20 protein-coding genes are annotated in these 22,981 nt (G+C 54.6%); 17 read left to right on the top strand and 3 right to left on the bottom strand.

The genetic code is table 11. The annotated features are described in order from the left end of the window. Positions 1 to 112 precede the first annotated feature (112 nt). From E0E20_RS07435 to E0E20_RS07425, 3 genes are read left to right on the top strand one after another with little or no spacing between them, the layout of a single operon-like run. Complete coding sequence (locus tag E0E20_RS07435; RefSeq protein ID WP_130837573.1) at positions 113 to 1,024, top strand: cation diffusion facilitator family transporter; 912 nt, start codon at positions 113 to 115, stop codon at positions 1,022 to 1,024. 39 nt (positions 1,025 to 1,063) lie between these two features. Further along, entirely contained in the window at positions 1,064 to 1,639 is a 576-nt protein-coding gene (locus tag E0E20_RS07430) for an NUDIX hydrolase (protein WP_130837572.1), read from the top strand. After that, positions 1,636 to 2,394, top strand: coding sequence for a hypothetical protein (locus E0E20_RS07425; RefSeq protein WP_130837571.1), 759 nt, complete (start codon positions 1,636 to 1,638; stop codon positions 2,392 to 2,394). Before E0E20_RS07430 ends, E0E20_RS07425 begins: the two co-directional genes overlap by 4 nt. Positions 2,395 to 2,469: 75 nt before the next feature. Here E0E20_RS07425 and E0E20_RS07420 read toward each other — a convergent pair whose 3' ends face one another. The 3 genes from E0E20_RS07420 to E0E20_RS07410 all read right to left on the bottom strand — a co-directional run bounded on the left by E0E20_RS07420 (position 2,470) and on the right by E0E20_RS07410 (position 6,627). After that, on the bottom strand, positions 2,470 to 4,080 hold the full coding sequence (locus E0E20_RS07420; protein WP_130837570.1) for a helix-turn-helix domain-containing protein: 1,611 nt from the start codon (positions 4,078 to 4,080) through the stop codon (positions 2,470 to 2,472). Positions 4,081 to 4,159: 79 nt separating this feature from the next. Next, on the bottom strand, positions 4,160 to 5,632 hold the full coding sequence (locus E0E20_RS07415; protein WP_130837569.1) for a sensor histidine kinase: 1,473 nt from the start codon (positions 5,630 to 5,632) through the stop codon (positions 4,160 to 4,162). After that, on the bottom strand, positions 5,629 to 6,627 hold the full coding sequence (locus tag E0E20_RS07410; RefSeq protein ID WP_165444023.1) for a sugar ABC transporter substrate-binding protein: 999 nt from the start codon (positions 6,625 to 6,627) through the stop codon (positions 5,629 to 5,631). Before E0E20_RS07410 ends, E0E20_RS07415 begins: the two co-directional genes overlap by 4 nt. Before the next feature lie 95 nt (positions 6,628 to 6,722). On the opposite strand from E0E20_RS07410, the gene E0E20_RS07405 reads away from it, so the two are divergent. The 14 genes from E0E20_RS07405 to E0E20_RS07340 all read left to right on the top strand — a co-directional run bounded on the left by E0E20_RS07405 (position 6,723) and on the right by E0E20_RS07340 (position 22,749). Continuing rightward, positions 6,723 to 7,793 carry a sugar ABC transporter substrate-binding protein gene (locus E0E20_RS07405; RefSeq protein ID WP_130837567.1) on the top strand — a complete coding sequence of 357 codons (1,071 nt, stop codon included), beginning with the start codon at positions 6,723 to 6,725 and terminating at the stop codon, positions 7,791 to 7,793. 210 nt (positions 7,794 to 8,003) lie between these two features. Further along, positions 8,004 to 9,236: a substrate-binding domain-containing protein gene (locus E0E20_RS07400; RefSeq protein WP_130837566.1), complete on the top strand. Its 1,233-nt coding sequence runs from the start codon at positions 8,004 to 8,006 to the stop codon at positions 9,234 to 9,236. A gap of 117 nt (positions 9,237 to 9,353) precedes the next feature. Next, positions 9,354 to 10,928: a sugar ABC transporter ATP-binding protein gene (locus tag E0E20_RS07395; protein ID WP_130837565.1), complete on the top strand. Its 1,575-nt coding sequence runs from the start codon at positions 9,354 to 9,356 to the stop codon at positions 10,926 to 10,928. Continuing rightward, on the top strand, positions 10,925 to 12,079 hold the full coding sequence (locus E0E20_RS07390) for a sugar ABC transporter permease (RefSeq protein WP_130837564.1): 1,155 nt from the start codon (positions 10,925 to 10,927) through the stop codon (positions 12,077 to 12,079). Before E0E20_RS07395 ends, E0E20_RS07390 begins: the two co-directional genes overlap by 4 nt. Before the next feature lie 244 nt (positions 12,080 to 12,323). Then, positions 12,324 to 14,084: an HlyD family efflux transporter periplasmic adaptor subunit gene (locus tag E0E20_RS07385; protein WP_130837563.1), complete on the top strand. Its 1,761-nt coding sequence runs from the start codon at positions 12,324 to 12,326 to the stop codon at positions 14,082 to 14,084. 20 nt (positions 14,085 to 14,104) lie between these two features. Next, on the top strand, positions 14,105 to 14,821 hold the full coding sequence (locus E0E20_RS07380) for an ABC transporter ATP-binding protein (protein ID WP_130837562.1): 717 nt from the start codon (positions 14,105 to 14,107) through the stop codon (positions 14,819 to 14,821). Next, positions 14,811 to 16,073: an ABC transporter permease gene (locus E0E20_RS07375; RefSeq protein WP_130837561.1), complete on the top strand. Its 1,263-nt coding sequence runs from the start codon at positions 14,811 to 14,813 to the stop codon at positions 16,071 to 16,073. Before E0E20_RS07380 ends, E0E20_RS07375 begins: the two co-directional genes overlap by 11 nt. 282 nt (positions 16,074 to 16,355) lie before the next feature. Next, complete coding sequence (locus E0E20_RS07370; RefSeq protein WP_130837560.1) at positions 16,356 to 17,048, top strand: iron-sulfur cluster assembly scaffold protein; 693 nt, start codon at positions 16,356 to 16,358, stop codon at positions 17,046 to 17,048. Between the two features lie 17 nt (positions 17,049 to 17,065). Then, entirely contained in the window at positions 17,066 to 18,085 is a 1,020-nt protein-coding gene (locus E0E20_RS07365) for a GGGtGRT protein (RefSeq protein WP_130837559.1), read from the top strand. Between the two features lie 135 nt (positions 18,086 to 18,220). After that, entirely contained in the window at positions 18,221 to 19,426 is a 1,206-nt protein-coding gene (locus tag E0E20_RS07360) for a site-specific integrase (RefSeq protein WP_130837558.1), read from the top strand. Positions 19,427 to 20,882: 1,456 nt separating this feature from the next. Continuing rightward, positions 20,883 to 21,077, top strand: coding sequence for a hypothetical protein (locus E0E20_RS07355; protein ID WP_130837557.1), 195 nt, complete (start codon positions 20,883 to 20,885; stop codon positions 21,075 to 21,077). Positions 21,078 to 21,147: 70 nt separating this feature from the next. Next, complete coding sequence (locus E0E20_RS07350) at positions 21,148 to 21,372, top strand: hypothetical protein (RefSeq protein WP_130837556.1); 225 nt, start codon at positions 21,148 to 21,150, stop codon at positions 21,370 to 21,372. Further along, on the top strand, positions 21,347 to 21,970 hold the full coding sequence (locus E0E20_RS07345) for a cell wall hydrolase (RefSeq protein ID WP_165444022.1): 624 nt from the start codon (positions 21,347 to 21,349) through the stop codon (positions 21,968 to 21,970). Before E0E20_RS07350 ends, E0E20_RS07345 begins: the two co-directional genes overlap by 26 nt. Before the next feature lie 11 nt (positions 21,971 to 21,981). Further along, positions 21,982 to 22,749 carry a DUF6353 family protein gene (locus E0E20_RS07340; RefSeq protein ID WP_130837554.1) on the top strand — a complete coding sequence of 256 codons (768 nt, stop codon included), beginning with the start codon at positions 21,982 to 21,984 and terminating at the stop codon, positions 22,747 to 22,749. Positions 22,750 to 22,981 lie beyond the last annotated feature (232 nt).

The raw sequence follows: 22,981 nt of genomic DNA, 5'->3' as shown, positions 1-22,981 counted from the left end.
ATGTGCTGCGCGGCTCCGGGGAGCTCCGTGCCTGCGCCGTCCCTCCGAAAGAGGAGAGGAAAAAGCGGCGGGGCATGCCCCGGAACCGGAAACCCGGATTCGAAAGGCTTTTATGAGTACCAGTGAAGAGAGAAAGCTGCGTATTGAAAAAACGGCGATGACGCTGTCCTTTGCGGGGAGTCTCATCATTGCGGTCGCGGAGCTGTTCATGTTCTTTGTGACCAGATCCCACTCCATTCTGATCGACGCGGTGTTCGACGGCGTTGACCTCATTCTGATCGGACCGTTTCTGGTTCTCATACCTCTTTTGTACAAGCCGGTCACAGAGGACCGTCCGTACGGTTACTCCCAGTTTGAATCGCTGTTCATGGTGCTCAAATACGGGGCGCTTCTTGTTGTCACGGTCTTTCTCATTGCAGAAAATGTTCAGCTCATTTTCCGGGGCGGTCATCTTGTGGATGCGGCGGATATCAGCGGCTTCGAGCTGGCGGTCGGCGCGATCTGCGTCACGGTGTTCGCCGTGCTGCGGCATCTCGGCAAAAAATATTCCTCCATGATACTTGAGGCGGAGCTCTACGTCTGGAAAGTGGACGTGTTCGGCAGCTTTGCCGTGGCCCTCGCGTTCGGGATGCAGCTGCTTCTTAAAGGAACCCGCTATGAATGGCTGGAGCCGTATTTCGACCCGGCGGTTGCGATTTTGATGTCCTGCATTCTGATCCGGAAGCCGGCGGAGCTGATCCACAGGAATCTGCGGCAGATGCTTCTCCTCGCGCCGCCGGAGGAGGTCATGGAGGAGGTGCGGCAGGTGTGCACCGAGGAGCTCGCGGTCTATGAGTATGAGCTCGACTTTCTTGACGTGATCCAGACGGGGCGCAAGACGTGGGTGGAGTGCTACGTGGACAGCGAGGGCTTTCTCCTTGATCTGCGAAAGCTTCACGCGGCGCGGAACCGGATCCGCGGGCGGCTGCGGGAACGCTTCGACATGCTCTATATCGAGCTGATTCCGGCGATGAACGACAAGTGAGCCGCCGCGGGCTGTAAAAACGCGGCAGGGGGTATAAGGATGATATTCCGGGGATTGAAAAAGCAGAGCGGGGGCAGGTTCATCACCCGCTATGATCTGTGTTACGAGACGGAGGACGGACAGGAGAAAATATATGAAATGATTAGCCGGAACCCGGATATGCGGACGCTGGCCGATGTGAGCAATCCGCGCGTGGACGCGGTGGTGATGATCATGCACGATGCCTCCGGGGACAGAATCCTCCTCAGCCGGGAATTCCGGATGGCGGCGGGATCGTGGGTCTATAATTTTCCGGCGGGCATGATCGACCCCGGGGAGACGCCGGAGCAGGCGGCGGAGCGGGAGCTCCGGGAGGAGACCGGCCTCCGTCTTGTCCGCATCACGGATACGATCGGGGAGAGCTATTCCGCCATTGGCTTTTCCAATGAAAAAAACGTGTGCATCGTCGGCGTGGCGGAGGGAGAATTCCGCGCGAGCAGCTCCTCCTTTGAGGAGATCGTGCCGGCGTGGTACAGCAGGGAGGAGCTTCGGCGTCTTCTCAGGACGGAGCCGTTCGCCGCAAGGACGCAGGCATACTGTTATCTCTGGAGCGCGCAGCGCCCGGAGGCGTTTTGAGGCGCCGGATCGCCGCCCTTGCCGCGGCAGCGCTTTTCCTCTTTGCTTCTCCCGTGGGGAGCGAGAGGGTTCAGGCGGCGCACGTGACGGCAGAGGCGGATTTTGCGCAGATCCCGGAGACTCCGATTTTCATGAGCTCCGGCGTGAGCGCAGAGGAGGCGTACGGCATGACGCTCTGCTATCTTATGGTTCCGGAGAATGTGCGGGCGCGGCTTGCTGCCGACGGGGTGAAAATTTATCTTATCGCATACGGAGACGAGGTGCTGCGCTCGTCCCGCCTGTCCGCGCACGGGGGTGCGGGGCTTGGCGTCGCGGGCCTTACGACCCATCCGGTGTATCAGCGCTATGTTTTTTCCTCCACCGGGCAGCTCGCCTATGCGGAGCGCGTGAAAAACGGAATGATAGAGATTCAGACGGATGTGCGGGACGCGGTGAAGATCGATCCGTTCCGTCTGCAGCATGAGATCGGCCACTATGTGGACACGGCGGCCGGCGCGGCGGAGGGAAGCTATTTTGCGATCTCCTCGGGCGAGGTATGGCAGGTGTATTACCGCCGCTTCGGGCAGCAGCTTCTTGCTAAGAGCGCCTATGCCGCGGCTCCGACGCTCTACAATGCGCAGGAGTGCTGGGCGGACGCGTTCCGGCTGGCGTGGTCGGACCCGGCGGCGCTTCAGGCGATCTCGCCGGAGCTGCTCGCCTATGTGGCATCCGAGACGCTTATCCTCCCCGCAGCGGAGCCGCAGCAGGGAAGATAGGCGCCGGATCGGGCCCGCGCGCCCGGATGCGGGGAACGCCGGAGGGAGATTGCGGCCGGCGCCGGCGTCAGAGGGCTACTGTCCCCGGAACTCGCTGGGCGTCTGCCCGGTCTGCCGCTTGAAGAGGCGGCTGAAATAGTTGGGGTCCTGATAGCCCACGGCCTGTCCGACATCCCGGATGGAGGCGGCGGGATCGGAGAGCAGCTCCTTTGCCCGGTTCATGCGGAGCGTCGTGAGGTATTCGATGAACGTCAGGCCCGCGCCCTCCTTGAAGAGCTTGCTGAAATAATAGGGGCTGATGTCCAGCTCGCGGGATACGTCGTCCAGCGAGATATCGCAGTGATAATGCGCGTCGATGTAGTCCTTTGCACGGCCGACAAGGCTTCCGGTCCGATCGGAGGTTTTGCCGGCTATTTTTGCGGCGGCCTCCGTCAGCTTTTCCACAAACCAGCGGCGGAGCTCGTCCGGCGGGCTGCTGCGTGCGATATCCAGATAATCCTGCCGGTCGGTGAAGCGGTACAGCCCCATGCCGCCGTCCTCGAACGCCAGATGCTCTCCCCAGAGAACGAACTCGAGCGCTTTCAGGCGGATGCTGTTTTCCTGCCCCGCATGGGTGCTCTGCATCCACGCAAAAAAGCGCTCCGCACTTTCTTCGGCCTCTGCGATGAGCCCGCGGCGGAGCTGGTCGAACAGTGTGTTTTCGAGCTCTATGGGGTAGTTTTTCTCATATTCGCAGGCCACCGGCAGATCGTCCGCGTGCGAGACGGCCTCTGTGCCGCTGTGCAGCGAGCGGAGAGCCTCCTGATAGGAGCTCCGCATCTCGCCGATGGGCTTCACCGTCCCGATGCCGATGCGGAAGCGCGCGCCGGTCTTGTCCTCGAGCTGCTGTATCATCTGCCGGAGCTGTTCGATGAAGCGGACGCGCTCGCTGTAATCCGGTTCCCCGGCGGAATGGGGAATGAAGACCGGAATTTTGTTCGCCATGATCTGCCCCACAACGGAGCGGAGGCTGTAATCCTTTACGATTTCGCGGATGCGGGTGCAGCAGTTCTGTATGCGGATCCCCGTGCCGATGGGGTTGGCCATCGGAGCGGGGGAGGCGGAGCCCGCCGCTTCTTCGGACTCGCCGCATTCGATGAGCAGCATGAAGCCGCTGCTCTCGCGGATATCGAGGAGCGAGCGGTATTGGTCGATCTCCGGCCCGTAGCTTTCCTGCAGCAGCAGGGAGCAGACAAGGCCGCTCTCGATGAGCGGAATGACGGTTTCCAGCTTTTCCCATGTTCTGAGAGTATTGCTGCGGCGCTCCTTTTCCCGGTCGATCTGCGCCATGGCGCCGTTCATGGTGTCGACGAACACATCGCGGTCGAGGGGCTTTGTCAGGTACTTGTAAACGCCGAGCTCGATCGCCTCCTTGGCGTAGTCGAATTTGTCGTAGGCCGTGAGGACGATGAACACGGTGTCCGGGCAGAAGCGGCGGATCTCTTTCATGGCTTCGATGCCGCCGATGCCGGGCATCTGAATGTCCATGACGGCAATATCGGGGCGGAAGCTCTCGGCGGTCTCAATGACGCCGCGGCCGGTTTTGGCCGAGCGGAGCTCGCATTTGCTGCCATAGGCCTTGTGGATGATAAAGGTGAGGGAGTCGATGGCGATGCCCTCGTCGTCTGCGATCAGTATGCGGTACATAACAGGCTGTCCTCGTATGGATTTCGTAAATATAATGATTGACAGATGCGCATGACAAACATGCGAAAAACACGCTGTGTCAGCTCCGGTCAGGGCTTTCCATCGGCAGGTACAGGAGCACCTCGGTGCCTTTGTCCGGACCGGCGCTCGTGATGTCAAAGACATCCTCCCTGTCGTAGAAAAGCTGCAGGCGGCTCACGACATTGCCGAGCCCCACGCCGTTCGTCTCGTCGCCCCTTGCCCGTGCGGACGTCCGCCCCGCGAGAATATCCTCAATCTGCCCGGCGGTCATGCCGCGGCCGTTGTCCCGGACCGCGATGGTGACGCTGTCCCCGGTCCGGTAGACGGACAGAATGATCCGGGGCGGCCAGTCGATATCGCGGACGCCGTGGTTCACCGCGTTTTCGACGATGGGCTGGAGAATCATGCTCGGAACAAGGATGCCCGTCAGATCGTCGTCCACCCGCTTATCATAGGAGATTTCACCCGAGAAGCGGACATTGATGATGTAGAGATAATTGTCCACCAGCGCGATCTCGTCGGCCAGTGTCGTGACCTGCTTTTCCCGGTTGGTCTTGTTGCGGAAAAAGGAGGCGACGTTCTGGAGATAGCGGTAGCAGCGCTCGGAGCCGTCCATCATCGCGAGCTGGGCCCCCGCGTTCAGTGTGTTGAAGAGAAAGTGCGGGTTGATCTGGGCCTGCAGATATTTGAGCTCGGCCTCCTTGAGGTGGGAGTCCATGAGGAGCTCCCGCTCTTTCATCCGGCTCTCGTTCTCCATGGATTCACGGAGCTTCGCGATATAGCCCCGGATGCTGACGGCCATTTCATTGAACGCGGCGCTCACGATGCCGATCTCGTCGCCGCTTCGGACCTCGAGCTCCGGCACGTCGAAATTCCCGGCGCTGATCTCATTGGCCTGTCCGGCCAGAATACTCAGGGGATCCGTCAGCGCCTTGGTGAGGGCAAGCGTGATGAGGAGATTCGCCAGTGTGACCGCGATCAGCGAAAAGAGTGTGATCAGCTCCAGCGAGTGAAAGGACTGGCGGAGCGCCGCGTAATTGGCGGAATTGTTCCCGAGCTGCACATTGTTCAGGCTGTACAGGTAATTGTCCAGATATTCATAGAGCTGGGAGGCGTCGTCGTAGGAGGCCCTGTATTTCTGAATGTTCCGTCCCCGCTTTGCCGAGAGCGTATCCTCGCATGTGGCGAGATAGTTCTCGGAAATATGCCGGATATCAGCGAGCATCACCTGCACGCGGCCGCTCTCCTCGTCGAGGCGGATTTCGCTAAGGAGGCTGCTGTATCTGCCCTCAGCCTCGTAGAAGCGCCCGAGCGACTCGGAGCTCTTGGTGCTCAGATAGTCGGTCACCTGCTCCTGCGTATCGGACAGGGAGTCGGACAGGAGACTGATCTGCAGGTTGGAGAGATAGACGCGGTCGATTCTCCCGATGGTGCGGTTGATGTTGAGGAAGAGAAACAGGTTCACCGCGAGGATCAGCACCGAGGTGAGGAGGAATGTGAGAATCAGCTTGCTCTGGAGGCCGTGCTTCATTCGGAGACCTCCTTTCCGGCGCTTTCCTCCGCGGCGGCGCGCTGCGAGAGATAGTCTCCGATGCTGTCCGCACCCAGCGTGCGGATGTCGATGGAGACATATTCGGTGACAAAGCCCGTGGAGAGATATTCGTCGAGACAGCGGACGGCGCTCCGGCCGATTTCCTCCGCGTTCACCGTCAGCGTCGCAGGGATGATCTGCTTTTCAATCGCGTTGCAGATGGTGTCGTTCACGTAATAGCCGAGAATCGTGACGTCGCCGACATGGTTGGTGTCGACGATGGCCTGACAGGCGCAGGTTGTGTTGGTTTCGTCGAGGCAGACGATGATTTCCGGCAGAGAGGAGCCGCCAAAGAGGTCAGTGATGGATTCGGCGGCGGAGAACATGGCGCCGTTTCCGACGGAGAGAGTCTCAAAGGTAAAGCGGCCGGCGCGCCCTGCCTTTGCGATGTAGTCGCGGATGCCGGAAAACACGAGATTCTGTCCGCGGCTCTTTTCGTTCGGACTTGTGAGGATCAGAACGTTCTGCACCTCATCCGAGGCGAGCGCGGCAATTGCCTTGCCGTATTCCTGTCCCAGCGTGTAATAGGAAATTCCTACGTAGCTCTGCCGGAGCGAGCCGTAGCTGTCCGTGCCGATGCAGACGACGGGGATTCCGGCCTTCTCTGCGCGGCCGATGGCCTCGCGCATGGCATCGCTGTCATCGGCGTTCACGATGATGCCGTCCGCCTTGGCAGCGACGGCGATATCGAAGAGCTGGAGCTCGGTGTAATTCATGTCGAGGTCTTCGCCGATGAAGCCGACATAGTCGCCGGAAAGGCGCCCCTCTTCGGCAGCTGCGGAGCAGACCTCCTGCAGAAACGCGCTCGATTTGTCGCCCACAAAGGCGTAGCGCCGCGCGTAGTCGAAACGATCCCCGGCAGGGGCCGCGAGCCTTTGGAGCTGAAGCTCGAACAGCACAAGACCGACGACGGTAAGAAGCAGAAGTCCTCCCATCAGGAACCAAATTGCAAGATGGATGCGGCGTGGTTTATGATGGAGCGGTAGATTGGTTTGACCGCAGTTTTTCATAGGCATGAGGATATTATAGCATGGAAAAGATACGTAAGCTGCCTGTTTCCGCCCTGTTCCTTGCAGGTCTGCTCCTGCTCGGGACGGCGCTTTTTCTCCCGGGCTGCGGGAGCTCCCCGGAGGACGGCGGGGGAAAGCCCGCCGCGGAGGAGACGGAGGAGGACGGCGTTTCGATCGGCATTGTGTTCGATTCCTTTGTGATCGAGCGCTGGGAGCGCGACCGCGACGTCTTCACGGCGACCGCCAAGGAGCTGGGCGCGTCGGTGATCGTCGGCAATGCGAACGGAAGCCCGGAGGAGCAGAAAGCCATTATCGGCCACTTTATCGAGAGCAGTGTCGATATCATCGTGGTGGTGGCGGTGGACGGCAGGGCGCTCACGGACATCGTGGAGCGGGCTCACCGGGCGGGCATTCAGGTGATCAGCTACGACCGCATCGTGAACGGGGCGGACACGGACCTGTATATCACGTTTGACAACGGGGCGGTCGGCGCCTGCATGGCCGAAATCATCAATGACACGCTGCCGGAGGGAGGGAGCTATGTGAAAGTAAAGGGCCCCTCGACGGACTACAATGTGACGCTCGTGAACGAGGGCTTTGACCGGACGATCCGCAGCGATCTTGTGCTGCTTGACGAGACGGAGTGCGAGGGCTGGAACGACGAGGCAGCCTACCGCTACATGACGGATCACCCGGAGGATATCTCCGGGGCGGACGCGGTCATGTGCGGGAATGATGCGATCGCCGGACAGGTGGTGCGCGCGCTGGCGGAACGGCGCAAGGCGGGACAGGTCACAGTCACAGGGCAGGACGCCGATCTCGAGGCCTGTCAGCGGATCATGGAGGGGACGCAGACCATGACCGTCTACAAGCCGATTGAGGAGCTGGCCGGCCGGGCGGCGCGCGAGGCTGTCGCCATGGCGCAGGGGCGGACGCCGGACACGGCGGAAACCATAAACGACGGGAAATATGACATTCCGTATATCTCGATTCCGCCCGTCAGGGTCACGGCAGAGAACATGGATGAGGTGATCATTGCCAGCGGCTTTCATCTGCAGGAGGATGTGTACCTCCATGTGAATGGAGAATGAACGGCAGGACAAATTTGCAGAACGCGGAATCACAGCAACAAAATAATGCTGATCCGGACAGAACAGCCGCAGAAATATGTCATATATGCCCTTTGAATGACGAAAATGTCATATTTTGATTGTGCAGTATGTATGATAGATTGTGGATATGGACAAAGCGCACAGCGCGTTTTGAGAAATATCAGAATCAAAAGGGAGGGCTGAAGACATATGAAGAAAAAGCTGGTGAGTGCGGTTCTGGCGTCCGTGATGGCGGCGTCGCTTCTGGCAGGCTGCGGATCTGCGGCGGGAACGGCAAAGACCGGGGCTTCCGCAGAGACGGCATCTTCGGAGGAGACCGCGGACACGGCGGATACAGAAGAGAGCGGAGAGGAAGCGGCGGAAGAGACGGCGGCTCCGGCCGGCGGGCAGACGGTAGGCATCGCGATGCCGACCAAATCGCTGGAGAGATGGAACCGCGACGGCTCGTATCTGCAGGAGCAGTTCGAGAGCAAGGGCTACAAGGTGGAGCTTACCTATTCCGATAACAAGATCGATCAGCAGGTCAAGGACATCGAGGGACTGATTGCCGACAACGTGAATATTCTCGTTGTGGCGGCCATCGACGGCGAGTCTCTCTCGCAGGTTCTCGCGCTGGCCAAGGAAGCGAACATTCCGGTCATTTCCTATGACCGCCTCATCATGAACACCGACGCGATTTCCTACTACGTCTCGTTTGACAACTACACCGTCGGCAAGCTGCAGGGCGAGTTTGTGAGAGATCAGCTCGATCTTGACAACGCGGCGGGGCCGTTCAACATCGAGTTTACCGCGGGCGATCCGGCGGACAACAATGCCGGCTTCTTCTTTAACGGCGCATACGACGTTCTGAAGCCCTACATCGACGACGGCAAGCTGGTCGTTCCGTCCGGACAGACCTCGTTCAATCAGGTCGCGACGGCGCAGTGGGATACCGCCAAGGCAATGTCCCGCTTCCAGAACATTCTCGGCTCCTATTACAGCGACGGCACGCAGCTTGACGTAGCGCTCTGCTCCAATGATTCCACGGCGCTCGGCGTCACGCAGGCGATCGGTTCCGATTATGCCGGCTCGAACAGCGTCATCATTACCGGACAGGATGGCGACGAGGCGAACCTTGCAAACATCGTTGACGGAAAGCAGACCATGACGGTCTACAAGGCGGTGGCCAACGAGGCGGTTGCGACGCTGGATCTGGCGGTCGCGATTCTGAATGGCGAGACGCCGGATGCCGGACTGATCGCTTCGGCCGGCTGGGATTTTGAGTGCGCCTATGACACGGCTTCCTATGACAACGGAACCGGAATCATTCCCTCGTATCTGCTGGTTCCCACCGTCGTCACGGGGGACAATATGGATGCGGAGCTGGTCGATACCGGCTACTACACCAAGGACGATCAGGGCTACCTTCACCCGGTAGGCTGATCCGGATCACAGAGGCTGCATCAGCGGGCGGGGCATCCACTTGTCCCGCCTGCTTTTTCGATCGGGGGACAGAACCCGGCGGAGATACGGGAGCAGTGCTCCGGCATGGAGGACGACGTGGCAGACATTATTCTGGAAATGAAAAGCATTGTGAAAGAATACCCCGGCGTCAGGGCTCTGAACAATGTCAATTTTGAGGTGGAGCGCGGAGAAATCCACGCGCTGGTCGGAGAGAACGGCGCCGGCAAATCCACGCTGATGAAGGTTCTCTCCGGAACCATTCCGAGCGGACAGTACAGCGGAGAGGTGATATACAACGGAAAGACCTCTCATTTTTCCGGCATACGGGATTCCGAGCGGGCAGGCATCGCCGTGGTTCATCAGGAGCTGGCCCTGATCCCGGAGCTGACCATTGCGGAAAATATGTTCATGGGCAACGAGAGGCGCACGCGCTTCGGGACCATCGACTGGAACCGCACCTATAAGGAGGCCGACGACGCCATGAAGCGCGTCGGGCTGAAAGAGAGCTCGTCCGTACTCGTCCGGGACATCGGAACCGGCAAGCAGCAGCTCGTTGAGATCGCCAAGGCGCTCGCCAAGAACTGCCGGCTGCTGGTGCTCGACGAACCGACCTCCTCGCTGAACGAGGAGGACTCGAAGATGCTGCTGGATATGCTGCTCTCATTCAAGAAAGAGGGCATCACCTCCATCATCATCACGCACAAGCTGAACGAGGTCGCCTACTGCGCGGATAAGATCACGGTGCTGCGGGACGGGCAGACCATCGAGACGATGAGCAACCCGGAGCACGACATCGACGAGGAGCGCATCATCCGGGGGATGGTGGGCCGCGAGCTCACCGACCGTTACCCGAAGAGAGAGCGGCGCATCAGCGGGGAGATCGCCTTTGAGGCGCGGGACTGGACGGTCTATCATCCGGTTTATACCGACAAGTGCGTCGATCATAAAATCAGCTTCCGGGTGCATAAGGGGGAAATTGTCGGCTTCTCCGGCCTGCAGGGAGCCGGGAGAACCGAGCTTGCCATGTCGCTGTTCGGCAGGAGCTACGGGAGCAGGATCTCCGGACAGGAGTTCATCGGCGGAAAAGAGGTGCACCTGCGGAACGAGCGCGAGGCCATTGCGCACGGTCTGGCCTACGCGACCGAGGACCGCAAGACCAATGGGCTGATACTCGACGAAACCATCGCCCGCAACACGACGCTGGCCCGCATGGAGAAGATCGCGGACAGGCGGGGCATCGTCAATGTTCCGATGGAAAACCGCGAGGCGGAGAAGTACGCGAAAGCGATGCGCACCAAGACGATCGGAGTGCAGCAGCACGCGGGAAATCTCTCGGGAGGAAATCAGCAGAAGGTGCTCCTTTCCAAATGGATGTTTGCGGAGCCCGAGATTCTCATACTCGACGAGCCCACGCGGGGAATCGACGTCGGAGCGAAATATGAGATATATCAGATCATGAATGAGATGGCGTCCCAGAACAAGGCGGTGATCATGATTTCGTCGGAGCTGCCGGAGCTTCTTGGCATGTGCGACCGGATCTATGTGATGAATGAGGGCCGCATGGTCGGCGAATTCACGGCGGAGAAGGCGACGCAGGAAAAGATCATGAGCGCGATTCTCAGATCGGATGGCAGCGCCTGTACCGCAGGCGAGGAGGAAAAGGCGGAATGAAAGTAAGAGAGTTTGTCAAAAAATATACGATGGTCCTTGCGCTGGTCGTCGTCTTCGTGTTCTTCACGGTTCTGACGGGAGGCAGACTCGTCCTCGCGCAGAATATCTCCAACCTGCTTTTGCAGAACGCCTATGTGCTGATCATGGCCTGCGGCATGCTGCTGTGTATTCTGACGGGCGGAAACGTCGACCTGTCCATCGGCTCCACGCTGTGCCTGTCCGCGGCCATGGCGGCCAAGCTCCTCGATCTCGGAGCGGCTCCCGGGGCGGCGATCCTCGCCGCGCTCGCCGTGTCGGCTCTGATCGGCGTGTGGCAGGGGTGGCTCATCGGCTACATCCACATTCCGCCGTTTATCTGCACACTGGCGGGAATGTTCCTGTTCCGCGGCATCGCCCGCGTCATCCTCGATTCCCGGACCATTTCCATCATGAATCCCGGGTATCTGAAGCTCTTCACCTCGTACATCCGCTTTCCGGGGGAGGAGAACCAGCATGTCGTCTCGGCGCTGATCATCGGCCTTGCGATCGGCGCCGCGCTGACCGCATGGAGCTTTTTGAGCCGGGCGGCCAAGGTGAAGCAGGGCTATGCCGTGCCGTCCGTGAAAATGACGGTGCTCCGCACGGCGGTGTTTGATGCGCTGATCATCGGCTATTCCTGCAAGCTGATGGGCTACAAGGGAATTCCGGTGATGCTTCTGTGGATTCTCGCGGTGGTGCTGATCTTTGCCTTTATCACCGGAAGCACAGTGTTCGGCCGCTATTTCTATGCGGTCGGCGGCAATGAAAAGGCGACGAAGCTCTCCGGCATCGATCCGCGGAGAGTGTACTTCTGGGCGTATTTTCTGATGTCCGTGCTCGCCGGCCTGTCAGGGCTTCTCGTCGGCGCCCGTATCGGCTCCGTCGACGGAAATATGGGAAATTCCTATGAGATGGACGCCATCGCCTCCTGCTTTATCGGAGGTGCCTCCGCCTACGGCGGTTCGGGAACGGTACCCGGCATCATGATCGGTGCGATTCTTCTCGGCGTCATCAATCAGGGCATGTCGATCCTTGGCCTGCCGGATCAGTACCAGTATATCGTCAAGGGAGCGGTGCTTCTGGCGGCGGTCGTGTTCGACGTCGTGTCGAATCACAAGACCGGAAAATCCTGAGCCTCAAAATGCAGAGAGAGCAGACGGCGCAGCGCTTCGGCGGTGCGCCGTTTTTCGTGCCGCCGGAGAACGGTATTCATTTTTTCTGCGAATCCCGCGGAGTGCTCCCGGTGTTTTATGTTACAATAAAAACGGTCCGCGTCAGGCGGATGAGAGAAAAACAGAGCGGATCGCAGCCGGAAAACCGTCTGTGCGGATTTCCGGCGCGTACCCGCTGCAAAGCACTTCGGTATGGTGATTTTACATGAAAGAAAAGAAACTTCTTACGGGAAAAAGGAAAAAACTGGCGCGCGGAATTGCAGTCGGCGCAGCAGCTGCGGCCGCGGTCATGGGGATCACGTTCTGGAAAGACGTCTATCCGGGCAGGCTTTTGAACCGGTGGCTCCGCCCCGCTGCGCAGGAGATGGATATGGGCCCGACCACGGCAACGGTCGAGCGGCTGGATGTGGAGCAGCTCTTCAACACGACGGGATCCATCATCAGCAGCGACACGGCCTCGGTCAATGCGAGAGCCGTCGAGGGGGGAGCTGCCACAGGCTATATCGTGGACGAGGTGTATGTGAAGATCGGCGATATGGTGAACGAGGGTGATCTTCTCTATACGGTCGACATGTCGGTCACCAAGGCGGAGCTGGATATCCAGAAGAAAAAGCTCGCGCTGTCCGAGCGCTCCAACGCCATCGATGCGGGGGCGGAGAGCCGCAAGCTCGCTGAGGCGCAGGCGAGCTCCGTGCAGCAGAACGCAGCGGATACCAGAAAGCTCCAGCAGACCGCGGATGACCTCAACTGGGCACTGGTGGACGATACGGAGGCCTCCGCCGCCGTGAAGCTTTACATTGAGCGGGAGGAGGAGGCAAAGCATAAATACCAATCGGCGAAAGCGGAGTTTGATTCACTGAATTCCGAATATGAAGCAAAGCAGGCGGCAGAGGACAATGCAAAATACCGTCTTGCCATTGCGTCGGCGGGCGACGTCGGGGCCGGTCCGTTCAGCCACCCCGCGGAGCAGGAGGCGCTGAACAAGGCGAGCGCGGAGCTGGCAAAGATCACAGCGTCGTATACGCAGGCCAAGGCGGCTGCGGATGAGGCGAAGTCTGTCTACGATACGGCGGTTTCGGACCGCAAGACGGCGGAGAGCACGCTCTCGTCGGGAGATAAGGCGCTGGTCTCGCAGTATAGAGCTCTGCTGGATCAGGGGGATGCGGTGATCATCTCTTCCCGTACGCAGTACGAGACGGAGCAGTCCCAGCGGGACGCGGTGGCGAAGCAGGAGATTGCGAGGCAGGCCAGCTCGCTCGACACGGAGGCTGCGATTCAGAAAGCCGAGGAAAAGCTCGTGCTCGGAGAGGTGACGGCGCCCATCAGCGGCACAGTCACGGCGGTCAATGTGTCGGCGGGACTCGCGTACAGCGGATCGAATGCCGTCGAGATTCAGAATACGGCCTCCATGAAAGCGACGGCGGATATTGACGAGGCACAGATCGCGGATATCAGAGAGGGGATGACGGTGCGGGTCACGACCGACGCAACCGGCACGGAACCTTTGATCGGCGTGGTGTGCTTTGTCTCGCCGATTCCGACGACCGACGCGACCAATTCGGCGACAGCGACCACAACGACGAGCAGTGCGGCGTCGGCCAAGAAGAAGCGCGCAACCTATCGCGTGGATGTCGATCTGGGAGATTCGAGCGACCGGCTGCGCATCGGCATGACAACAAAAATGGACTTTGTCCTGAAAGAGGACAGGGATACGCTTGCCGTGCCGAAGACCTGCCTGAACGACAACGGCATGGGCGGAAAATATGTGATGCGCGTGCTCGGCGACGGGACGGATCTTACACAGACGGAGGATGTGCCGGTCGAGGTCGGCGCAGAGAATGACTTTTATGCGGCGGTTTCCGGAGAGGAACTGAATGAGGGGGATATTCTCGTCGATTCCGGCTCGGCCATGGGCATGGACGGCGGCGGAGAGGCCGGAGGTATGCTGAACGGGATGTACAACTGACGGCGGGACGGAGCATAGCGATGGAAATATCACAGAGCAGAGACATCATCCGTCTGGAGGATATCGTCAAGAAATATTATATCGGGACAGAGAATGAGCTGGAGGTGCTGCACGGCGTTTCGCTTTCGGTGAGGCAGGGCGAATTCGCCGGAATCGTCGGAGAGTCCGGATCGGGAAAGTCGACGCTGATGAACGTGATCGGTCTTCTCGACCGGCCCACGTCCGGCCGCTATTACATACAGGATGTTGATGTGAGCGGGATGCGGGACGACGATCTCTCGGCGATACGAAACCATCAGATCGGCTTCGTGTTTCAGACCTATAATCTGATCGCCCGGACGACCGCGCTGGATAATGTGGCAATGCCGATGCTGTATGCGGGCGTGCCCCTCCGGGAGAGACGGGAGAGGGCGCAGGAACTCCTTGAGATGGTCGGCATGGCGGACCGCATGAGTCATGATCCCTCGGAGCTGTCCGGTGGGCAAAAGCAGCGCGTCGCCATCGCGCGGGCCATGGCGAACCGGCCGGCGATCATTCTTGCGGACGAGCCCACCGGAGCGCTGGATTCGCAGACGAGCCGGACGGTCATGGATATTTTTCATCGTCTGCACGAGGAACAGGGCAGCACGATTCTCATGATCACGCATTCGCAGATCCTGTCCGAGGAGTGCTCGCGCATTCTGATGCTGGAGGACGGCAGGATCACCGGAGAAAGGAGGGGGCAGCATGCTCGTTGAGAACATCCGTCTGGCTCTTCACAATCTCGGAGCCAACAAGATGCGGACCTTTCTCACGATGCTGGGCATTATCATCGGCATTGCGTCGGTCATTGCCATCATCACCATCGGGAGTTCGCAGACCAAGGATTATGAGAAGCGGGAGGCCGCCGGGGGCATCAATAACATTGAAATCATGGTCTGGTCTTCGGCGGAGACGGAGGAATACCGCCCCATCGGATTTTCCGAGGAGGCCATGGAGGGCATGGTTTCGAAATACGCGGATCAGATCGAAGCGATCTCGGCGGAGTCCTACGGCGGCAGCGGCAAGATCTATGCCGACAGTACAAAGATTGACTCCGAGTACAGCCAGTCCTATATCATCGGCATCATCAACGGCTTCTTCAAGGTGAGAAACGTTCGCCTGATTGCCGGAAGCGGCTTTTCAAAGGAGGCGCTCGAGCGGGGCTCGAATGTATGCATCATTTCGGATCTGGCCGTCAAGTATCTCTTCGGGGGGGATAACGAGCGGGCGATCGGCAAGCAGATCACGTTCTCAACGGAGGACGGCTACCAGAATTACTCGGTCTGCGGTGTGTATTCCTACCAATTCGACGCGTCCGCCATGCGGGGCGGCAAGATGAAGGAGCAGGACATCCAGTGCGGGATGTACGTTCCGTTTCTGCTGCCGGTGAACAGCGCGACCTACGAGGACGCGGATATTATCAGCTATTTCACCCTGCAGGCCAAGGCGGGCGTCGATGTGATCGAACTGTCCGATCAGTTGAGGAGCTATCTGCAGGGAACGTTCAAGGTCGAGGACAAGGCTGAAGTCAATACGTGGAACAATAAGGAAATGATTCAGGAGCAGACAGCGGAGCTGAAGCGCCAGACCCGCACGACCTCGGTGATCGGGGCGATCGCTCTGCTTGTCGGAGGGATCGGCGTCATGAACATCATGACGGTTACGATCATCGAAAGGACGCGGGAGATCGGCACCCGCAAGGCGCTCGGCGCGCCGAACCGCGCGATCCGGATGCAGTTCATCACCGAGGCTGTCGTCATGTGTGTGCTGGGCGGCATCATCGGTCTCATTGCAGGCGTGGTGGCGGGAGCCATCGGCTGCCGCATGAACAACTATGCGCTGTATGTGCCGTTCAGTTCGGCGTTGCTTGCGTTCGGTGTTTCGCTGGCAATCGGCCTGTTCTTTGGCTACTATCCGGCGAACAAGGCGGCCAAAATGGATCCGATCGACGCGCTGCGCTATGAGTAAGCAGCAGCCGCATCGTTTTCCGTTTCCGCGAGGGCGTTTTTGGCTTTGGCGGGTCGCTTTTCCTGCTTTCGGCAGGACAGGGCGCATTGTGTTTTGTCATGCGGTGTGCTTTAATATTTTACGGTGTTTCCGCGCGGCGGAGGGGAGAACCGCCGGCGCGTGATACATATTCAGCTTTTTGATCCGGGGCCGCGCCGTATGCCGTAAAGCGGAACCGGATCCGAGGACCGCCAGCGGCTCTCAGACTTCATCACCTTATTACATATCTGAAAGGAGAAACACATGGTTTACTCAACCGAAGTGAAAAACATGTGCGTCGTGCATCAGGGCGTACATCACGGCGCGGCTCCCATACCGGAAGAAGCGAAGTGGGTCAAGTCAAAGCAGATTGGAGATATTTCCGGCTACACGCACGGCATCGGCTGGTGCGCTCCGCAGCAGGGCGCCTGCAAGCTGTCCCTCAACGTCAAGGGCGGCATCATTCAGGAGGCTCTGGTCGAGACGATCGGCTGCTCGGGTATGACCCATTCCGCGGCGATGGCGTCGGAAATCCTCCCCGGACTTACGCTTCTTGAGGCCCTGAATACGGATCTTGTCTGCGATGCCATCAATACGGCCATGCGTGAGCTGTTTCTCCAGATTGTCTACGGACGCACGCAGAGCGCGTTCTCCGAGGACGGCCTGCAGATCGGCGCGGGACTTGAGGACCTTGGCAAGGGCGGGCGCTCCATGGTCGGAACGACCTACGGAACGCTCGAAAAGGGCCCCCGCTATCTCGAGCTGACGGACGGCTATATCACGGAGCTCGCACTGGACGAGAACGATGAGATCATCGGCTACAAGTTTGTGAATTTCGGCAAGATGATGGACTTCATCAAGGCCGGTGACGACGCGGCGACTGCTCTTTCCAAGGCGTCCGGCAAATACGGGCGCGTACAGGATGCGGTCAGATTCATCGATCCGCGCAAGCAGTGATAGGGAGGGAAACGACCATGGCATTATTTGAATCCTATGAGAGAAGAGAACCCCAGATTCTGGCGGCCCTGAACAAGTACGGCATCTCCTCTGTCGAAGAATGCAGGGAGATCACCGAGGCCGCAGGGCTCGACGTGTACCATCTGGTGGAAAACATTCAGCCCATCTGCTTTGAAAACGCAAAGTGGGCGTATACGGTAGGTGCGGCGATTGCGATCAAAAAGAACTGCCGCAAGGCGGACGAGGCGGCGGCGGCCATCGGTGAGGGTCTGCAGTCGTTCTGCATTCCCGGCTCGGTCGCAGACCGGCGCAAGGTCGGCCTCGGCCACGGAAATCTCGGCAAGATGCTGCTTGAGGAGGACACCGAGTGCTTCGCGTTCCTCGCAGGCCACGAGTCATTCGCGGCGGCAGAGGGGGCGATCGGCATCGCGGAAAAAGCGAACAAGGTCCGCAAAAAGCCTCTCCGTGTCATTCTGAACGGCCTCGGCAAGGATGCGGCGAAGATCATTTCCCGCGTGAACGGCTTCACCTATGTGGAGACGGAGTACGATTACAAGACCGGCGAGCTGAAAGTCCTCTCCGAGACCTGCTACTCCAAGGACAAGGACAGCGCGCGCGCAAAGGTCCGCTGCTACGGCGTGGACGATGTGCAGGAGGGCGTCGCGGTCATGTGGAAAGAGAACGTCGATATCTCCATCACCGGCAACTCCACGAACCCGACCCGCTTCCAGCACCCCGTTGCGGGAACCTATAAGAAAGAGAGACTCGAAGCCGGGAAGAAATACTTCTCCGTTGCCTCCGGCGGCGGCACGGGACGTACGCTTCACCCCGACAACATGGCGGCGGGTCCGGCGTCCTACGGCTTCACGGATACGCTTGGCCGCATGCACTCGGATGCGCAGTTTGCAGGCTCCTCTTCGGTTCCGGCTCATGTCGAGATGATGGGACTGATCGGCGCGGGAAACAACCCGATGGTGGGTATGACCGTGAGCACTGCTGTTTCCATACAACAGGCCGCTGAAACAGGTAAGTTTTAATATGGTAAGGGGTATAATTAACCATCTTTAACCACCTTTTAACCATCTTTAACCACCTGACAAAGAATTAAAGGCTTTGGATCTTCTTGAAAGATTCAGAGCCTTTATTTTTTTTGTGCCGCTTTAGGAGGATTTATGGCATCGGTCAGACTCGTAAACAACAAATGGCATTACCGCATAACATGCTCGATAAATGGCAAGAAAAAATATATTGAGCGTGGTGGATTCAAGACAAGGGAAGAAGCAATATGTGCCGGAGAAGTCGCAGAACTTGATTTTAAGAAAACTAAACAATTATATTCTCGCACAACAATGCTGTTTTCAGACTTGGCTACTGAATGGATCGACGTTCACGGTCCGAATGTGTATAAAGAGACAACTATTCAAGGTTACAAAAAAGAATTGAGGAGTAAGATTATTCCTCAACTGAAAAATTATGAGATATCGTCTATTACTCCAAAAATGTGCCAAAACATTATAACCGATGGTGTAAACAGTGGCGTTACCAGAAATAGACTCAATCGGATAAGAGCTTGTGTTAGGCGTTGTTTTGATTATGCTTTGCGATCTGGCTATATTTCCTCCAATCCGGCAAAGGATATTTATATACCATACGTGCGAGCAAAAGCTGCCGCCGCAATACGCCCACCAAGAAAACATAGAGTTATTTCAAGAACTGAAGCAGACGCTATATTCACACGCTTTCCAGAGGGGCATTCAGATTATATTCCTTTACTTCTTGGTTATCGCTGTGGATTACGTCTTGGAGAGGCATTCGGTCTACTGGTGGAGGATATTGACTTAAATTCTGGGTGTCTGCACATTAGACGCCAAATTCAGTATGACGAGACTAATAACAAATTATATTTCACACAACCAAAATACTGTAATCCTGAGGAGTATCGAGATGTAGTCGTAGATGATGACACGCTCAGGATTTTAAAAAGACATATCAATAAGATTAATAAATGTTTTATACCTCTGGAATATCCGCAATATTACATCGACAAAAATGGATATTTATCAACTAAGTGTGGGGAAAGGATACAACCAGTTAATGTACGTATTGCTGACGGAACTTTTATAGGACCTCGTACCATGCAGAACGTTAGTCGGATTATTCACGGCAAGACATCGGATTTTAAAAACATAGACCCATTGTGGGATTTTCATTGCATGCGTCATACACACGCGTCAGACTGCATAGCTGCAGGGATGAGCCCGGTTAGTGTACAGATGCGATTAGGTCATAAAAACTTGCAGACCACATATAGGTATTACATTCATGAAACCGAGACACAGGTGACAGAAAGTAGAGCTATTTTGAAACAGATGTATTAGCAAAAAATTCTAGGGTTTTAGTGAAAGGAGGTGGTTGATATGGATGTAAAAGAAGAGATCCTGAGAATGTACCGCGATGAATACCTTACCATCGGTGAAATCGCTGGCGCATTACAGCAGGATCCTGCTTACGTCTTCTCAGTCATTTTCGGCAGATAATTGAGAAGATTGGTGTAATCGTACACCAAGAGAGGAGATCTTTCAAGGTCTTCTCTCTTTTACAAAAACTTCTTGGAGGAATAGTCATTTCATGTCAACTGTTATTCGTTCTGAGCTTTCAAGGTCTAATCCTTATTATATTTCTAAGCATAGGTATTATGAGTTAAAACATTATTGTTTACAGTATCCAGAATGGCAGAATGAAGTAGCCAAAATACGCGCTAGAAGCCTCATAGGGAGCTCTGTTATATCGAGCATACCAAACATATGTTCGAGTGACAAAACGGGCGATTTGGCGGCACAGAGCGCGGAATTAAGCTATTCTATGCACGCGATAGAGGAGTGTTGCAAGAAAGTCGGCGGAGATATCGAAAAATGGTTGTTTTTAGCAGTGACAAGGGGAGTAAGTTTTCCTGCATTAGAAGCTCGGGGTATACCGTGCGGAAAAGAATATTTTTATACGAGATACCGAAAGTTCTTCTGGGTACTTAGCCAGCTTCGCTAAAAATTCTTCTCATATAATGAGGAGGATAACTATATGAGTATGTTTATTTATGGTTTTTATCTTTGTGGTTGCATGTATACATTGCTTTGCGTCATGGTAGCCATACGCCAGGATACGATGCCTAGATTTCAAACACGTACGGATAAGTACGTAAGTTTGGTTTTATGTATTATATTTTGGTTTGTGATGATGCCGTACGGTATTGTGGCAACCATAAGATTGATCGAGAAAAACAACTGAATAGGGGTTTGATTATCAATAGATAGAGCTCTGGAACTAAATGTTCTGGGGCTCTATTTGTTTCGTGATTTTTTCACTTTCTTTAATGAAAGGGGGTTGACCGTGAATACGGCTTTGGCATATCTTATGACAAATCTATAATCACATTTTAACCCATTTCTATAAAAGAGTCTATGGATTTTTCCAAGGCTCTTTTTCTTTTTATTTAAGGAGGTTTTTTATGACGCATTATCTAGAGCATATAAAAGGTTTAGTTAATAAATATGTCTATCCCAATAGTATAGATTACAACCAGATTATATTTAACGATAAGAAAAAAATTGGATATATAGGCAAGACTACATCATTTCATCCTCTGATTAGGTTCGAGTGTGTGGAGTTTGATAATGTAACAATCCAGCTTATTGAACAGTTATATGACATATCAATAAATGAGGACTTTCATAAAATAACGCCAAATGAATTTGAGCACGTATTATCTGATTACCTTGCGTAAATTACAGGCTCTTTAATGAAACAGTGTATTCACTTTTATAAAGGAGGAGTAACTATATGAATATTTATATTTTGGTAGGAATCTTCGGAGCGGCATTAGGAATTATGCTCGGAGTGTTTGTAATAAGTCATTTGGTCTATTGGACTAAAGATTTATACAATCTTGTTACGGAGTTTAATGATTATAGAGCTATGAGAGATTATTATTACGACTATGAATTATCTGTAGCTGACTTTCTTGAAAAAAAGTGAACTGTTTGTCTAAGAGTATTATTTTCATATACTCTTAGATTTTTCTAAAAAACAAAGAGGTATGAGACAGATGGAGAATGATATTTTGGCTATTAAAACTAAATGGATGCGAAATATTATTTCAAAAGTTTTATCTAATGAAATAAAGAAAAAAACTGGAATAGATGTTGTAGTAAACATTAATGAATTAGCAGTTTTATCTCATGACGAGACTGCTAATTTAAATGCTAATTTAGCTATCACATTATCTATCCCGAAGAAAGGATTAGGTGATCTTATTGAGAAAATGGTCTAAAAAAGCAGATAGAGCAAATGCTTCAATTTTTAAAGAAGATTTGGAGCATGTACCTGAGATAGCCCAAAAGCATGGTCACTATAAGCCAAGCTTGGAACAGCAGCCTCTGCCATTTACACATAAATTAGTCGCAAAATCTAAGAAAACTTTAATGGTTTTGCTATTTCTATCAGGATCACTTTTAATAAAACCTCAAAATGTTCATGCTGCTCCACCTGGATATGATAAATACGGTGAGCTGGCAGAAGAATATTATTGTGATGACCTTGAGCTTCTTGCATGTGTTGTTCAGGCGGAGGCTGGTAATCAGGATTTAAAAGGAAAAGAATTGGTTGTAAATGTGGTTCTTAACCGTATGGATAGTGATCAATTTCCAAATACAATTAAAGAAATTATATTTCAACCGGGACAATTTTCCACAGCTACTGATGGGGCTTTAGATAGAGCATATTACACTGTAACGGAAGATGATTATCTATCAATTCAGAGAACTCTAACCAACAGAATTGACCGAGATATTTTATTTTTCACTGCAGGTGAGTATAACCCATATGGAACACCAGCCTATAAATATGGTGATCATTATTTTTCAAAATAGGAGGATTGAAATTGAAAAAGAAATTGTGGTTTAAACGCATTAAACATTTTTTAAAAAGAAATAAATCTAATATACTCTTTGGTTTAAGCATTGGTGGAACAGTAGCCGCCGATGTTCTTTTTATTTATGAGGGAAAAAAGCTCTATAAAGACAATGCAAAGCCAGACGCAGGAAGTTATATAAAAGCATATTGGTTACCGGTTACAGTGTCAGCGTTATCTGTTGGAGCTGGAGTCTGCTCACACAATGCCCTGGCGGCAGAGAAACTTGCGCTTGCTTCTTTAGCCGGTTTTACTACTGAGCGATATAACAACTTGAAAAATAAAACTTCCGAGGAGGACATTCTTGAGGCAGATTCTAAAACACTCGAAGATCTTATAATTGAGGCCGATGCCGCAAATGAACTTTACGATGACGTTGAATCTCCAAAACACTTATATTATCTGCCGCAATATGGCATTGCTTTTATGGCAGACGAAGAAACTGTGTCTACGGCAGAGTTAAATTTGAATATGTTATTTACTCATGAGATGGAGGCGTCTCTTGGAGACTTCTTAGACTTTATTGGTATAGAAGACCCGAAATGGCAAAGTCTTGGTAATTCTATTGGTTGGCGGTTTAACTATGACGATATTGATGATGGAATTCAATATATTTCATTTACTCAGTATCAGAAACCGTTGCAGGATGGAACGATGTGTATGTACATCTACTTCAATGTAGAGGCACAGACATGGAAACAATGGGATGAAGAATATCAAGATATAGAATACAAATAATAAAAGGAGCGCTTTTATGAAAGTAATTAGAATTGGGCCTGTGACGAACCCCACTGTTAGACTTATGTGCCCTGTTTGTGAATCTTTGCTGGAATGTAATTACAACGAGTTAGATGATAGTGGACCAATGCTCAAGGCTTTTTGCCCAGTTTGCGGTATGATAAGGCCTATTTCTAATGTGCCCTTAACTGGGTTGGACTATGAATCTTAACACGCATTTAAATCATTGTCT

The organism is Lachnoclostridium sp. Marseille-P6806, from assembly GCF_900625025.1.
Taxonomy (GTDB): domain Bacteria; phylum Bacillota; class Clostridia; order Lachnospirales; family Lachnospiraceae; genus CAG-791.
Note: the sequence above shows the minus strand (reverse complement) of the source record. Positions and strands in the feature narration are given on the sequence as shown.

Excerpts from the sequence above, each read along its gene's own strand:
- E0E20_RS07410 (WP_165444023.1), bottom strand. The coding sequence starts at position 6,627 with ATGGGAGGACTTCTGCTTCTTACCGTCGTCGGTCTTGTGCTGTTCGAG.
- E0E20_RS07430 (WP_130837572.1), top strand. The coding sequence starts at position 1,064 with ATGATATTCCGGGGATTGAAAAAGCAGAGCGGGGGCAGGTTCATCACC.
- E0E20_RS07375 (WP_130837561.1), top strand. The coding sequence starts at position 14,811 with ATGCTCGTTGAGAACATCCGTCTGGCTCTTCACAATCTCGGAGCCAAC.
- E0E20_RS07385 (WP_130837563.1), top strand. The coding sequence starts at position 12,324 with ATGAAAGAAAAGAAACTTCTTACGGGAAAAAGGAAAAAACTGGCGCGC.
- E0E20_RS07435 (WP_130837573.1), top strand. The coding sequence starts at position 113 with ATGAGTACCAGTGAAGAGAGAAAGCTGCGTATTGAAAAAACGGCGATG.
- E0E20_RS07380 (WP_130837562.1), top strand. The coding sequence starts at position 14,105 with ATGGAAATATCACAGAGCAGAGACATCATCCGTCTGGAGGATATCGTC.
- E0E20_RS07420 (WP_130837570.1), bottom strand. The coding sequence starts at position 4,080 with ATGTACCGCATACTGATCGCAGACGACGAGGGCATCGCCATCGACTCC.
- E0E20_RS07405 (WP_130837567.1), top strand. The coding sequence starts at position 6,723 with ATGGAAAAGATACGTAAGCTGCCTGTTTCCGCCCTGTTCCTTGCAGGT.
- E0E20_RS07370 (WP_130837560.1), top strand. The coding sequence starts at position 16,356 with ATGGTTTACTCAACCGAAGTGAAAAACATGTGCGTCGTGCATCAGGGC.
- E0E20_RS07415 (WP_130837569.1), bottom strand. The coding sequence starts at position 5,632 with ATGAAGCACGGCCTCCAGAGCAAGCTGATTCTCACATTCCTCCTCACC.
- E0E20_RS07355 (WP_130837557.1), top strand. The coding sequence starts at position 20,883 with ATGAATATTTATATTTTGGTAGGAATCTTCGGAGCGGCATTAGGAATT.
- E0E20_RS07400 (WP_130837566.1), top strand. The coding sequence starts at position 8,004 with ATGAAGAAAAAGCTGGTGAGTGCGGTTCTGGCGTCCGTGATGGCGGCG.
- E0E20_RS07390 (WP_130837564.1), top strand. The coding sequence starts at position 10,925 with ATGAAAGTAAGAGAGTTTGTCAAAAAATATACGATGGTCCTTGCGCTG.
- E0E20_RS07365 (WP_130837559.1), top strand. The coding sequence starts at position 17,066 with ATGGCATTATTTGAATCCTATGAGAGAAGAGAACCCCAGATTCTGGCG.
- E0E20_RS07360 (WP_130837558.1), top strand. The coding sequence starts at position 18,221 with ATGGCATCGGTCAGACTCGTAAACAACAAATGGCATTACCGCATAACA.
- E0E20_RS07350 (WP_130837556.1), top strand. The coding sequence starts at position 21,148 with ATGGAGAATGATATTTTGGCTATTAAAACTAAATGGATGCGAAATATT.